We start from the raw sequence: 14,718 nt of genomic DNA, 5'->3' as shown, positions 1-14,718 counted from the left end.
CTAGTAACTGTTCACTATTAACTCTTAACTAAAATAATCTGTTAGTTTTAGTTATTGATAAAATATTAATTTGAGTTTTCTTATTTGATAAATGAATAAGTTTAAAATTTAATTTGGAACCCTATAAAATTAACAAGGAACCTTTAAAATAATTATTGAAAGGTTCCCTGTTATTAAAAAATTATTAAATTAAAATAACAAAAATTTTCCTTTACCATAGTTCTTCCCAACTGAAAGAACAATCGAGTTGAGTACTATTACTAGATGTTACCTGAAGAGTTAAAGTTTCACCAGGAGCGAGAGTAATATTTAATGAATTTAAAAATAGTTGAGAACCCGAATTTATTGGACTTTCAAAAGAAAATATTTGTATTCCACCAGTGGCAGAAGTTTGAGTTGTAGAATATTGAATAACACTAGTATTTGCATTGATTGGAGTATAGGAAAGTGTAGTTCCAAAAGTAGCATTTCTAACTAACTTGAATAGAACAGCTCTTTCTCCTTGAACACTAGTAGAAACAAAATCTAAACGTATGCGAGTTCTATTAACTTTACTAGCAAAAGTGGAGGTGTTTAAAATAGTCAATCCATTTTGGTTTGTCGGTGTGCTTAAAGAAACTGAATTAGCAGCAGAATTTCTAGTAATTATTGCTTGAGAATAACCATCACCTTCACAAAATGCCATTGCAGATGGTGTTTTTAATACTACATTAGACGTATTACCACTATTAACAACTTTAGCTGTTAAAGGAAAACTAGGATTATAAACAGATGGTACTATAGCTGTGTTAGGGTACTGAATTCTATGGACTAATATAGGTTGACCAGTTGTAGTGGAAGTAACGTAATAGTTTATTACGCCAAATCCAAGCCATTGAAATTGAATTGTATATACATTACCCTTTGTAGGATCAAGTGTCATACCAGAAGGTCCAGTACCATTCATTTTATCTACATTCCAATTAGCTTGTGAAATCCAATTTGAGGTACCATTTTGTATACGTAGAATTGAAAAGTCAGTACCATTATATCCAAAATAAAAACCGTCTGTATCATCGCCTAAACCTATAATTTGTTGGCTATTAGTAACACCAGTTGTAAATACTGCAGTAAAACGTGCTAACCCACCTAATCCAGGAGAGTATCGTAGTACTCTTCTAGTTGCTATTTTGGAAGAACCATTATTGGCAGTACTTGTACTTAATATTGCCATAGAGTCTCCTTGAGTTGCAGTTCCTCCATTAGCAGTAGTAGTTATTATATAATCAGAATTAATGTTGTAATTAAAAGTCCAACCAGCCATAGGTGTCAATGCTATTGTTCTTAAGTCACTAAATGCTGTCAAGGGTATGCTGTAAGGATTATTAGTTCCATCAGTATTTGATAATTGAGTAATCAAATTACCATCTGAGTCAGTTTGAATAGCTACAGGTTGGTTTGAGTTAATTCCATATATTTGTGTTTTTAATTCTTGTGGAACATTGGAAGAAACCAATGAGTTTACCATATATATCAACTCCGTATTTATACTATATAATTTAATATTATTATCTCATTATTTTATAGTATATTTATATAGAATATGTAGTGTTACATAATTCAGATTTAAGAACAATTAATTTAAGATACAAATTCTATTTTAAGACTAAAGAATATTATATTCACAATATATGGAAAATAATTCATGATAACATTACATTTGTTCATCAATGTGAAGTATGTTTCATGACATAATCTTGTTGAAGTGGGAATTAAAATGTTCTTTGAAATTTTAATTAATATACGACTTCAATTAAAAAAGAGGTAAAATAATTATATTTATATTGAAATTTTAAATATGATAAAAATAAAATAATAACTTCGTAAATTTAACAAGGAATCTTTAAAATAATAATAAAAGATTCCTTGTTATTAAAAGTTATTAAATTAAAATTTAAACAATAAAAATCTTGTTTACCATAGCTCTTCCCAACTAAAAGAGCAATCAATTTGAGTAAGCAAACCAGAGGTAGCCCTAAGACTTAAGGTTTCACCTGGAGCAAGAAGAATATTTAATGAATTCAAAAATAATTGAGAGCCTGAATTTGCTGGAACTTCAAAAGTGAATATTTGAAGCCCACCAGTAACAGATGTTTGAGTTGTAGAATATTGAATAACACTGGTATTAGCATTGATTGAAGTATATGTCAATGGAAGTCCAAAAGTACCATTTCTAATTAAATCAAATCTTACATCACCAGTACCTTGAATGCTAGTGGAAACAAAATCTAAACGTATACGAGTTCTATTAGTTTTACCGACAAAAGTAGAAGTGTTTAACAAAGTTAGTACATTTAGTTGTGTTGGTATCAGTGAACCAGTGGAACTAGAAATAGAATTTCTAGTGATTATTGCTTGAGAATAGCCATCACCTTCACAAAATGCCATTGCAGATGGTGTTTTTAATACTACATTAGACGTATTACCATTATTAACAACTTTAGCTGTTAAAGGGAAACTAGGATTATAAACAGATGGTACTATAGCAGTATTAGGATATTCAATTCTATGGACTAATATAGGTTGACCAGTTGTTGTGGAAGTAACATAGTAATTTATTATGCCAAATCCAAGCCATTGAAATTGAATTGTATATACATTACCCTTGGTAGGATCAAGTGTCATCCCAGAAGGACCAGTACCATCCATTGTATCTACATTCCAGTTAGCTTGTGAAGTCCAGTTTGAGGTACCATTTTGTATACGTAGAATTGAAAAGTTAGTACCGTTATATCCAAAATAAAAGCCATCTGTATCATCGCCTAGACCTATAATTTGTTGACTATTATTAACACCAGCTGTAAATGCTGCAGTAAAGCGCGCTAAAGCCCCTAATCCAGGAGAATATCGTAATACTTTTCTAGTTGCTATTCTTGCAGAACCATTATTGGCAGTGCTAGTACTTAATATTGCCATAGAGTCTCCTTGGGTTGCAGTTCCTCCATTAGCAGTAGTAGTTATTATATAATCAGAATTAATGTTGTAATTAAAAGTCCAACCAGCCATAGGTGTCAAAATTATTGTTCTTAAGTCATTAAATGCTGTCAAAGGTACACTATAAGGGTTATTAGTTCCATCAGTATTTGATAATTGAGTAAGTAAATTACCATTTGAGTCAGTTTGAACAGCTATCGGTTGATTTAAGTTACTTCCATAGATTTGTGTTTTTAATGCTTGTGGAACATCGGAAAAGACCAGTGAATTTGCCATATATATCAACTCCGTATTTATACTATATAATTTAATATTATTATCTCGTTATTTTATATTATATTGATATAGAATATAGAGTGTTACATAATTAAGATTTTAGAAAATGTAGAGTAAATATAGGGAAACAAGCTCCAATTTAAATTTATTCAATAACTTTAAAATATTTTTATACAAGATGCAGTGTTGAATTCTAAGTGATTCAGAGCATGTCTCACTATTTTAGGTATCCAAGTTTTGGAATAGATAACTTTAAGAGTCAACTTGGAACCCTATAACAAAACTAAAGTATAAAATATGTTAATTTAATTTTAAACTTTAATTTAGAAAATTGAATTATATTTTTATTATAAAGCGGGTTACAACCAATATATGTCCTTAAAAAATATAGTGTGATATTTCAAAATATGTTACAATATGGATAATATATATTTCATTAAATTTTATTTATATATTATGTAAGGATTATCTATATGAGGTGGTGCAGAATAAAAATGAAAACTCAAAATAAAAAACTTATATATCAGTGTTTATTTTAGTAGCAATAGATCAGATTATTAAAATAATAATCAACAACAAGTTTTTTGATAAAAAATTCCCTATATTACCGCCCTTATTATATTTTAAACCTATGTTCAATAGGGACTATTCATGGTTTAATTCTATGTTACAATTAGGTGTTGGTAAATATATACACATTTTAATAGTAGTAATTATGAGTATATTAATATATCAGCTTTATCAATATTTAAATAAACAATTTGGAAATAACAAAATTATTAATATTATGTATGCATTTATATTTTCTGGTGCTATATGTTCATTGATTGACAAGGTTTTTTGGAATGGAAGTTTAGATTACATATCATTAAATGTTTTTTTACCTTCGATTTAAAAGATGTATATATTAATGTTTTTATAGGATTAGTAATTTTATCATTAATTTTAAAAAATAAGGTTTTAAGCCAAATTGATGATGATATAGTAAAAGATTTTACTAAATATGTTTTAAGAAAATTATAAGCAGAAGTTTCATAATTTTTATTTAATGTAGTAAGAGAAAATTTTATAGCCATTTCATCCTAGGTGTAAAACTAAGCCTAAAAATTCCAAAATTATAGTGTCGAAAAGTAATAATGAAAAAATTAAAATGCTAGTCTGTGAAAATTTTAAAGAAACTCTAAATATATTTTTATCTGATTTTTATGACTACCCGGAGAAGCGACGTCCTTGTCTGATGCACCGGCTAATCCGTCCTTGGATTAGGTCAGAAAAATCAAACAAAAATCTATAAGGGTTTCTAAATCGATTTTCAATGAATAGCTTATTTCAATTTTTTATTATTAAATAATGTAGTAATAAGTTAAAAGAAAGATATTTTATTGGAATAAAATGGCTTAGCTTTACGAATATGACTATTTCATAGTGATATTTCTTAGATAATGATAATGCTGGATTAAAAGAAAAATTTACCGTTTTTGGTGGAGAAGTATTAAGTAACAATACAATGGTTAAATGTTTTAGGTGTATAAAGTGCGGTAAAATAATAATCGATTTATATGATTGTAAATTATAAAACGTAGTATTATAAAAAAAGAATATGCGTATTTTTATGTGGTGTTTTAGTGGAAATGTGAAAAGAAAACAATCCATATAATGAATAGGGGGGGAGTATGGAAGAGCAAGATTTAACATTTAAAACTAGTGAAGGAATATTCAATTACAGGGTTGGCGCAATTATAATAAGAGATAAAAAAATACTTATGGTTAAAAATGATAATGCGCCTTATTATTATTCAGTTGGTGGAAGAGTAAAATTAAATGAAACATCTGAAGAAGCTGTTGTTCGTGAGACATTTGAAGAAACTGGTATTAAATTTCAAATTGATAGGCTGGTATTTGTTCATGAACACTTTTTTCATGAAGAAATGACAAAGGAACGTTATCATGAAATTGCCTTTTTCTATTTGATGAAAGAAAACACTAATATGGATTTTGTTTGTAAAAGCTATGGAGGACAAGGTGAAAAAGAATATTTGTATTGGCTTCCGATTGAAGATTTAGAGCAATATCACCTGTTTCCTGAGTTTTTTAAAATAAAATTATCAGGAAATATGACTGGTATTGAACATATTGTTTCAAAGGAATAACATTGCATGTTACAAGAATAAACTTAAATAAAGGATTTTTATATTTAACAACTAAAAATAGAGTAATTTTACTAAGTAACATATTATTCAGAAGTGGATTTTACCATATTTTTACGTTATAATAAGAAAAAGGATGGAGTAGGTGTTGAAATTTACTTTAGATTTGATTTACCATTTACATAATAAATTAGACGAAATAAAGAGGAGAGAAAAATGAAAAAATTTGATATTAAAAGCATAGTTGTAGGCTTAGCGATTGGTATAATAGGAGCTTCAGTTGTTTTTACAGTAGGAAAAATAAAAACAAATACTAAGGCTTCTGATGTTTTTGTAACAGAAGAAAAGAAATCAACAACTATTACCAATGATCAGCTTTCTACTATTCCTGTAGCAGAAGGTATAAAATCAGCAGCTATTACTAATGATAAGGTTTATTTTAATAAAAATGAGATAAAGCTAAAAGATCCATTAATTACAATTGTAAAAGATGGAAGTTCTGAAGCTAAATTATATATTCCTATGAGCGAATTTCTAGAATATATGAATTTTAAAGTTGAACAGAATAGTAAAGATAGTTCTGTAAATTTGACTATGAACGGTGAGAATAGCCCAAAAGACATGGAGGTTGCATCTGATATTTCAAAAAATGAAGCAGATGCAAAAGCTATAGAAATCATACAGAAAACAGGAAATTGGGGGTATATTGAGACATATTTGCCACATATGACTGCTGATGGTATCGAAAGAGTTGTAGAAATATATAACTCAAAGCATATAAATTCATCTGAACATAAAAAAGCATCTGATTACATAAAGAAGTAAATTTCTTGTTGTGAAAAATTGAGATTTGAACTAATATAACTTGAATAGATTTATATGATAAAAAGTATCAATAATAAAAATTAAATATAAAAATAATAAATTAAAATATCGCATTATTCAAAGTTATATATTCTCATTAAGGGAGAGATATTAAGATGAATTTACGATATTTTTTATGTCTCAATTTAAATAAAGTGTAAATGTGATAAATCAATGAAAGGGATTATTAAAGTATGATTGATAGGAAAGATTTAGAATTGATAGAGGAAGCAAGAAAAGTTATTAATAAGAATTTTGACGAAGTTAATGAAAACCATACGGTAGGTGCGGCGTTACGTTGCAAAAATGGTAATATATATGTTGGAGTAAATGTATACGCAATTCATGGTTCATGTGCTGAATATATAGCAATTGGTTCGGCAATTACATCAGGCGAAAGGGAATTTGATACTATTGTTGCAGTAAGGTCTCCAAAGAAAAATAATGCTTTAATTCCTCCATGTGGGAATTGTAGGCAGTTACTTATGCAATATGCTCCTGATATTAAAGTTTTATTGCAAACTTCAAATGGCATAGAAAAAGTATCTATAGAAGAATTATTACCACATTCTTCATATTAATATTTTATTTATTAAAAGGAAAAATAAAAATATGCAAGATAACTATTTTCTATTACGAGAAATTTTATTATAATGCAGTTTATATAAGTTGCGAATTTGAGGTGAAATGTTATGAATCAATATACAAAAGAAGAATTAAAGGAAGCACTAAGAGTTGTATCATCAACTATTAGTAGGTGTGAAAAAATACAACCAAAATTTGAGAAGGGAACATCTCAACATACACTTCTTAAGAATAGGATAAAAGCTATGTATATTTCAAAATCATTAATAACAGATGAAAATGTTATAGAGAAATATACAAAAGAAGAATTAATAGAAGCATTACGTCCAGTGTCTTCAGTTATAAGTAAATGTGAAAAAGCACAGATGAAATTTGATGAGGGTACTTCTAACTATAAGCGTTTTAATAATATAATAAATGCTATGTATATTTCAAAAGCATTTATAACAAGTGAAATCAAAGAAAGAGATTAGCTTTTAAATTTGTAGTAAAAGTATGAGTGACTATAAGTTGGATAGTATAGAACAAAATCGTTAATATTAGAAAGTGCAGAGTAAGTTACAAAGATAAAGGAGTATATAAAGTTGAAATATAATTAAGGCAAAATAATTGCAGTTGTGAGATGTATAAATATATGTAAAATACACTAAATCTAAAACTGAGGGGTGGGAAAGATGGATAAATTTCAAAGAGGCATTGTTATAATTACCTTTGCTTTTTTGGCAATATATATAGTTTTTTCAATAGTGAATGTTGAAAAATCCTCTAAGTGGATAAAGTGGTATTCACAAATGGATGTGGAGGAACAGAAAAAATATGATCCTCGAATAGCTATATACCGTTTAAAAAAAATGCTTGCTATAATGTCAGCAGTGGGTATATGTGGATTTTTGCTGTCTTGGTTTATTAAACCTGTAATCTCAATTGTAACGTTTGGAGTAATTGTGGTTATGCTTGTTTTTACTATTGGTTATATTGGACGAAAGAATTGCTTACTGGTAGAAAAAAAATAAGATTATAGTAGCAAAAATTCAATTTGTTAAGGAGCTTAAAAATAAATATAAAACAATATATTAAAATACCGTATTATTTAGAAATGAATATACGGTATTTTTAATGCAAGAATTTTATAAAGTGTTAAGTAAAATGTTCTTTGAAAATTGATTAATAGGGCATGAAAAATAAAACTACCTTAAAGGTATAGGAAATCAATGCAATAAGATGGTAAATATGATAAACTTTTCTTGTGAGTTAAGACAAGATTGTAATTAACTATGAAGCAAAGTTTATGAATATCATTGGGGGATGTATATGAGGAGTAGTATAGAAATTGTAAAAAAATTATACTCTGAGGAACCTGCAATAAGGGATATGGAAGATTACACTAATAAGAAATTGAAAATTTGGGAAAACGAAGTAGTTTCTCATTTTCCGATTAAATCACAAATTCTTGATATAGGTTGTGGAATGGGGAGAGAAGCATTTTGTTTGTATGATAGGGGATTTAAAATTACGGCTATCGATATTTCTGAAAAGGTTATAGAACCTGCAAAAAAAATTGCTTTAGAAAGTAAAAGAGATATTGAATTTTTGTTAACCAATGGATTAGACTTACCTTTTGAAAGTAATACTTTTGATGTTGTAATAATATGGTCACAGACTTTCGGTCTTTTTTACGATGAGGATAATAAAATACATATTTTAAAAGAATGCAGTAGGGTTTTGAAAAGTAATGGAATACTTAGTTTTTCTGGACATGATAAAGAATTTTTAAAAGCAAAATGTCCACAATATCTTAATGGAAAGAAGTTTTTTCCCTATGCAAATACAGATTGTTATTGGGAAGCATTTACCACTGATGAAATGATAGATTTGGCTCAAAAGGCAGGATTTTCAATTATAGAGTGTAAAAGAGGTATAGTTTATAAAGAAGAGGATGGTCCTATACTTCATTGCGTTTGTAGAAAATGAGCAGAATAAAGTGTTAAGTTAATTCACGTTATGAAAATAAAGCGAAATAAGTATTAAAATTTGTTCTTTTAAAATTGAATAATGCGGTATTTACAAAATATGTTATAATTAATTCGTAATAATAAAATAAAGTTAAGTAAAGAAGGTGAATTCATGAAGATATTTTTATGTATGCATCCAAAGAATCGCTTATCCTCTGTGCAACTATAAAATTAATATTGTACAGAGGAGTGTATACTAAATGAATAGATTAAATAAACCAGTTATTACAAAAGAAACAATTAAAGCAATGGAGGATATGTCATTTTTTATCCATGCTAAGATTTTTGATGATTTGTTAATTGTCGCACAAAAACAAACAAATTGTTTTGTATTAAATACAAGTGATGGGTTGATAATAATAGATGCTATTTGGCCATCAGAAAAAGCTTTTAAAGCAATAGTAGATGCGATTAAAGATGTAGGGTGGAATCCTGATACAATAAAAAAACTGGTTTTGACACATGGTCATGTTGATCATACAGGATGTGGGAAATGGTTTGTTGAAAAATATCATGCTGATACATATCTTTCTAAAGCAGATGATATTTTTTGGAGAGAACATCCAACAAAACATGATAGGCCGGAAACGTGGAAAGATTACAAAATTGATGTTTATGTTCAGGATGGTGATATCATAACATTAGGTGATAAAACAATATATGTTTACGGTACTCCTGGTCATACTCCTGGAGGATTAAGCTACATATTCCCTGTAAAGGAAAATGGAGAGACATATATGGCAGCTTTATGGGGAGGTACGACGCCACCATGGACAAAAAATGAAGTAAAACAATATCTCAAGTCATTGGATTACTTTATCAGTGAAGCAATGCTTAAAAAAGTTGATGTGGCTTTAAGCAATCATACAGCTGTAGACAATGGATTGGAACGTATTATGTATTCAAAAGCAAGAATGGACTATATGCCCAATATTTATATTATTGGGCAGGATGGATTTCAAAATTATTGTCAGGTATTTCGTACATTGAGTTATGATATGCTTGAAAAATTATAATCATAACACGAAATCGACAAATCTCAATTTGTTAATGAACTTAAAAAGTAAATATAAATAATATATTAAAATACCGTATTATTCAAATGAATTCTACGGTGTTTTTACATGGCGATTTAAATATAAAATAAAGTAAAAATAGAATATATTTTTGAATTTTGAAAACTGATATATTTACAAAATATGTTATGATTTATTTGTAACAATAAGATAATCTTAGGTGAAAATTATATATAGATATATAATTCATAATTTGGAGGTGAATATTATGGATAACTTGCTTTTTATTGGATATGAGTTTTTAACAGGGTTTGTTCCATTTATTGTGATATTATTCATATTGAATAATATGAATAAACGTAAGGGTATAGTAACATCAAAAATTCATAATGGAATTATTATTGCTTTTGCAATTTATATAATTTCAGTATTTTATTTTACAGGAACAGGAACTTTATATGATATACTTTATCATCACTTTAAAAGAAAGCCAAACCTAAATTTTATCCCATTTTCTAATGAAATTGATATAATTGGATATTTACAAAATATATTACTTTTTATACCGTTTGGTATTCTAGTTCCTTTTTTATGGAGAAAATATGATAAAGTATTTTATATTTTTATATCAGCATTTTCATTTTCAATGTTTATAGAAATTACTCAATTATTAAATAATAGAAGTACTGATGTTGATGATTTAATATTGAATACTATAGGTGGACTCATTGGATATGGTATATATAAAATATCTGTTCGTATAATAAAAAGTAAAAATGAGTCATTTCATTACTTTAAATGGGAGCCTATCATATATATAACTGCAATTTTTATGGGACGTTTTCTTTTATTTAATGAATTTGGGTTTGCGAAGTTACTTTATGGATTTTAAATTATTAGATAAAATTCAATTAAAATTGACTTAATTATAGGGAAACAAGCTCTAGTTTAAATTTGTTGAATAACTTTAAAATATTTTTATGAAAAATATAGTGTTCATTCTAAATGATTCGGAGCATGTCTCACTATTTTATGCATCCAAGTTTTGGAATAGATAATTTAAAAGGTTAACTTGGAACACCATAGGCATAAAGCTAAGCCTAGGGTGTTCCAAATGCATAGTGTTAAAAAGTAATAATGAAAAAATTTAAAATGCTAGTCTGTGAAAATTTCAAAAAAACTCTAAATATATTTTCTAAATCAATTTTCAATGAATAGCGTATTTAAATTCTTTATTATTACATAATGTATTAAAAGATTAAAAGAAAAATATTTTATTGGAATAAAGTGGCTTAGCTTTACGCACAGCTTGGAACACTATAGAAAAAATATATAATATATGGAGGTGGGAAATATGACTATTAAAATGCAACGTTATATTTTTGTAATAGTGTTATTGATAGGAACAATATTAAATATTTTTTGTTTAGTTAATATAATTCCTACAAATTATTATAAAATTTCATTTATGATAGTAAGTTTTGTTTTAGCGATTATCATTATAACTAATTTATTCACAACTTTACCACCAAAGGAAAAATCTACATATATTAAAGATTTGGCTAGAGCAGAAAAAATACAAGCAATTATTACTGCAGTGTTGATATTTTCATGGATAATAACAATTGTTTGCGTTATGAAGTTTTAAACATAATATTTTTTTCTTATAAAACACCGTAAAATTTTATTTTTAATAACGGTGTTTTTTTGTTTTGTTTTAATTATAAGATAAAAATATAAAGGAAAAAGTTAAAATAGAAGTGTATAAAATTAAATATTTTACATATTTACAAAAATTAAGTGAACCTTTTAGCACATATATACGTCTAATTAGTGTAAAGCAAAAAAGTAGCGCTACAATTTGCGAGGAAAGGTAGGAAGTCAATTGAATAAACAGGAATTTATAGATAAAGTTCTTGAGGCTGAATCTACTTTATATCATGTATCTAAATCAATTTTGATTCATGACCAAGATTGTGAGGATGCAGTGCAAGGAGCAATTTTAAAAGCTTATAATAAGTTAAATAAATTAAAGGAAGAACAATATTTTAAAACATGGCTAGTTAAGATACTTATAAATGAATGTTATAGTTTAAAACGTAAGCAATGTTCAACAGTGTCTTATGAAGAGTATTTTGAATTTGACAAGGTTGATGATAAGAAGGACTATAGCGATTTATACTTAGCCATTCAAAACTTGCCAGAGCGTATTCGTATTACAATTGTTCTTTATTATGTAGAAGGATATTCTGTAAAAGAGATTAAGAAAATTTTGAAGATACCTGAAGGAACTGTAAAAAGTAGATTAGCAAAAGGGCGTAAATTATTAAAAATAAAATTAGAGTATATGGAGGAAATCTATGAATAATTATAATTGGAAGGATGCCTTTCCAAATACACCGAAAAGTTTTAAAAATAAGGTAAATACAACGTTAAATAGTTTATGCAATGAAGAGGAGATTGATGAAATGAAAGTTAAAACATTATATAAAAAGCCATCATTTAAAAGAAGGACAGTAGTTGCATTAGCAGCTGCTATGATAATAGGAACAACTGTATTTGCAGGAGGAAAAATATTTTCTATAAATTCACAGGGAAGTAATATACCAACTTATACTACTATGCCAACAGAAGAAAAAATACAAAATGATTTTGGTTTTAATCCTAAGTTAGTTAATGAATTTAGTAATGGATATACATTTAAAAATGGGTATACTACAACTGATGAAGGCTTAGACATAAAAGGTAATTCCGTGGCAAAGAGTAAATCGCTTGATTTTGATTATGAAAAAGATAATAATAAAGTAAGTCTTTCTATGCAAAATGTAATATTAGGAAAAGCTTTAGAGGATAAAACTGCTGTTGATAATTATAATAATATAGAGATATATTATAATTCATATACTAATAAGTTTGTTCCAGAAGATTATAAAATGACAGAACAAGATAAACAGGATGAAAAATCAGGTAAATATGTATTTAGTTATGGTTCTGATAAGGAAGAGATTTCTGAGGTTCAATATTTAGAGTGGAAACAAGATGGTATTTATTATTCTTTCTTAGCAATGGACTGTGATATATCACAAGATGAATTAGTTGAAATGGCTCACGAGATTATAGATGCAAAATAGGAAACCATTTATAAATTTTGAAAAGTAGCTAAATTTTCTGTATAAGGTAGAAGCTATAATGAATTTAAATATCATTATAGCTTCTTTTTTATATGAAGATAGTAGGAATAAAAATACGTTGTATGATTGATTTAAGTAAGCATATTCTAATAAAACAAGTAGTTATGCATTATAAAAATATGTTATTATTAATTAATAATGTTAAAATATTATAGGAAGGTAGGGGTGAAATATGACATGTAAAGAATGCTATAGTAATAATTCAAGGGTAACACCACTTTTAAAGCCACAGCATTGTTTAGAAAATCATACTCAATATATATGTTCAACATGTGGAAGATGCATATGTATTCATAAAGATGATAAAAGAGATGTTTATAGATGGAGTTTTCCATTTAAAACATTAGAAATTGCTAAACTATATTTGAAAACAGCTGAAGTAATTTGTAAAGATGTCTGTGGAATATATGAAATTATAGGAAAAAATAATAGGATTTTTTATAAAATATTTCATACTAAGAAAGATTTAGAAAAATATTTATTAAAAAACAGGGACAAAGTATGTAATGATAATAATCCTATTTATATATCCAAAGAATACATGGAAAATTCCAATGCTCAAATTCGTAAGTTAAATAATTATGAAATAAAAGCTTATCTTAAAGAACAAGAACAATTTAAAAAGAAATAAATATATAATTAACATAGTATAAAGAAAAGATTGCATTTTATAGTGCAATCTTTTCTTTATATTAATCATTACAGTACTGCAATGGAAGAGCTGACTTAGTTATGTTTAATAGAGTTTGCAGAGCAGGGGATATCCATTTGTCTTCATGGTAGATTACCTGGGTGAAAAATTCAAAAGCAGGACCATGCCAGTTTAATTCAACAAGTTCACCTTTAAATAGTTCTTCTTTAACTGTAATTTTAGGTAAAAGTATTATTCCCAAGCCACTGATTGCAAGTTGTTTCATTGCTTGAATGCTACCAATTTCCATAATTGATTTAGGTTTTAAATTAAGATTATTAAGTATGGCTAATATAGTTCTTCGATAGCTACACTCTTCTTCAGCTAAGATAAAAAGGTGGTCAGCAATATCTTCAGGATATACTTTAAAAAGTTTTGTAAGAGGATGATTTGGGCTTGTAAGTAATACTAAAGACTCAGGTATGGCAAGGTCAACAATAAAGTCTGAAGTTTTTATTAAGCGATCTAGACAAAAGGCTACATCAATTTGATTATCCAGTAAAAGCTCCTCATATTCTGTAGATTTAATAGTTTTTAATATAATTTCAATATCAGGAAACTTTTCATGAAAATCTTTAAGAAGGATATGTAAACGGGTTGTGCATAATGATTCTAATGCACCTATTGTTACTACACCTTTTGGAATTGGTTGCTTTTTTACTGTATTTTTAGCTTCTTCACACATAGCAACTATTTCTTTTGCGTAAACAAGAAATTTTTTTCCTTCATAAGTGAGAGAAATATTTTTTTTAATACGTTCAAATAAACGAACACCTAGTTCACTTTCAAGTAATTGTATTTGAGAGGTAACAGTAGGTTGGGTATATCCAAGTACATCTGCTGCTCGAGTGAAATTATTTAAATCCGCTACAGTAATGAATGTATTAAGTTGGCGAAGTTCCATAGCAATATCCTTTCTATCCATAAATTTTTTATATGACTATCATTTATTATATCAATTTT

At 27.4% G+C, this 14,718-nt stretch carries 16 protein-coding genes and 1 pseudogene; 14 read left to right on the top strand and 3 right to left on the bottom strand.

The features are described from left to right. Positions 1-211: 211 nt before the first annotated feature. Positions 212-1,507, bottom strand: coding sequence for a hypothetical protein (locus CSGHG_RS00855; RefSeq protein ID WP_010291791.1), 1,296 nt, complete (start codon positions 1,505-1,507; stop codon positions 212-214). Between the two features lie 446 nt (positions 1,508-1,953). Next, positions 1,954-3,249: a hypothetical protein gene (locus CSGHG_RS00850; protein WP_010291790.1), complete on the bottom strand. Its 1,296-nt coding sequence runs from the start codon at positions 3,247-3,249 to the stop codon at positions 1,954-1,956. Between the two features lie 526 nt (positions 3,250-3,775). On the opposite strand from CSGHG_RS00850, the gene CSGHG_RS22405 reads away from it, so the two are divergent. From CSGHG_RS22405 to CSGHG_RS00785, 14 genes and pseudogenes are all read left to right on the top strand, one after another. After that, positions 3,776-4,144 (top strand): signal peptidase II, encoded by a 369-nt coding sequence (locus CSGHG_RS22405; protein ID WP_162130903.1) that lies wholly within the window; start codon positions 3,776-3,778, stop codon positions 4,142-4,144. Positions 4,145-4,717: 573 nt separating this feature from the next. After that, positions 4,718-4,825, top strand: a pseudogene (locus CSGHG_RS24995) (hypothetical protein); the annotation flags it as partial. Between the two features lie 97 nt (positions 4,826-4,922). Beyond that, complete coding sequence (locus CSGHG_RS00840) at positions 4,923-5,399, top strand: NUDIX hydrolase (RefSeq protein ID WP_010291787.1); 477 nt, start codon at positions 4,923-4,925, stop codon at positions 5,397-5,399. Between the two features lie 213 nt (positions 5,400-5,612). Then, positions 5,613-6,221 carry a hypothetical protein gene (locus tag CSGHG_RS00835; protein WP_010291785.1) on the top strand — a complete coding sequence of 203 codons (609 nt, stop codon included), beginning with the start codon at positions 5,613-5,615 and terminating at the stop codon, positions 6,219-6,221. A gap of 233 nt (positions 6,222-6,454) precedes the next feature. Continuing rightward, positions 6,455-6,841, top strand: a complete 387-nt coding sequence (locus tag CSGHG_RS00830; protein WP_010291784.1) for a cytidine/deoxycytidylate deaminase family protein — start codon at positions 6,455-6,457, stop codon at positions 6,839-6,841. Positions 6,842-6,952: 111 nt separating this feature from the next. Beyond that, positions 6,953-7,318, top strand: a complete 366-nt coding sequence (locus tag CSGHG_RS00825; protein WP_010291783.1) for a hypothetical protein — start codon at positions 6,953-6,955, stop codon at positions 7,316-7,318. A gap of 201 nt (positions 7,319-7,519) precedes the next feature. Next, on the top strand, positions 7,520-7,858 hold the full coding sequence (locus tag CSGHG_RS00820) for a DUF3784 domain-containing protein (RefSeq protein WP_010291781.1): 339 nt from the start codon (positions 7,520-7,522) through the stop codon (positions 7,856-7,858). Between the two features lie 298 nt (positions 7,859-8,156). Beyond that, the gene (locus CSGHG_RS00815; protein WP_010291774.1) at positions 8,157-8,816 is read left to right on the top strand and encodes a class I SAM-dependent methyltransferase; all 660 of its coding nucleotides are present in this window, start codon (positions 8,157-8,159) and stop codon (positions 8,814-8,816) included. A gap of 241 nt (positions 8,817-9,057) precedes the next feature. Continuing rightward, positions 9,058-9,873 (top strand): MBL fold metallo-hydrolase, encoded by an 816-nt coding sequence (locus CSGHG_RS00810; protein WP_010291773.1) that lies wholly within the window; start codon positions 9,058-9,060, stop codon positions 9,871-9,873. A gap of 268 nt (positions 9,874-10,141) precedes the next feature. After that, positions 10,142-10,765 carry a VanZ family protein gene (locus tag CSGHG_RS00805; RefSeq protein ID WP_010291770.1) on the top strand — a complete coding sequence of 208 codons (624 nt, stop codon included), beginning with the start codon at positions 10,142-10,144 and terminating at the stop codon, positions 10,763-10,765. A 462-nt stretch (positions 10,766-11,227) separates the two neighbouring features. Then, positions 11,228-11,521: a hypothetical protein gene (locus CSGHG_RS00800; RefSeq protein WP_010291767.1), complete on the top strand. Its 294-nt coding sequence runs from the start codon at positions 11,228-11,230 to the stop codon at positions 11,519-11,521. 237 nt (positions 11,522-11,758) lie between these two features. Further along, positions 11,759-12,241, top strand: coding sequence for an RNA polymerase sigma factor (locus CSGHG_RS00795; protein ID WP_010291766.1), 483 nt, complete (start codon positions 11,759-11,761; stop codon positions 12,239-12,241). Continuing rightward, positions 12,234-13,004, top strand: coding sequence for a hypothetical protein (locus tag CSGHG_RS00790; protein WP_010291764.1), 771 nt, complete (start codon positions 12,234-12,236; stop codon positions 13,002-13,004). The genes CSGHG_RS00795 and CSGHG_RS00790 overlap by 8 nt, the downstream gene beginning before the upstream one ends. Before the next feature lie 232 nt (positions 13,005-13,236). Beyond that, positions 13,237-13,695, top strand: coding sequence for a hypothetical protein (locus CSGHG_RS00785; RefSeq protein WP_010291760.1), 459 nt, complete (start codon positions 13,237-13,239; stop codon positions 13,693-13,695). A 61-nt stretch (positions 13,696-13,756) separates the two neighbouring features. Here the strand turns inward: CSGHG_RS00785 and CSGHG_RS00780 are convergent, their stop codons facing one another. After that, positions 13,757-14,680, bottom strand: coding sequence for a LysR family transcriptional regulator (locus CSGHG_RS00780; RefSeq protein ID WP_235700096.1), 924 nt, complete (start codon positions 14,678-14,680; stop codon positions 13,757-13,759). Positions 14,681-14,718 lie beyond the last annotated feature (38 nt).

It is taken from the genome of Clostridium senegalense JC122 (assembly GCF_000285575.1).
Classification (GTDB): domain Bacteria; phylum Bacillota; class Clostridia; order Clostridiales; family Clostridiaceae; genus Clostridium_J; species Clostridium_J senegalense.
The sequence above is the reverse complement of the archived record's forward strand: the minus strand, read 5'-3'. Positions and strand labels throughout refer to the sequence as shown.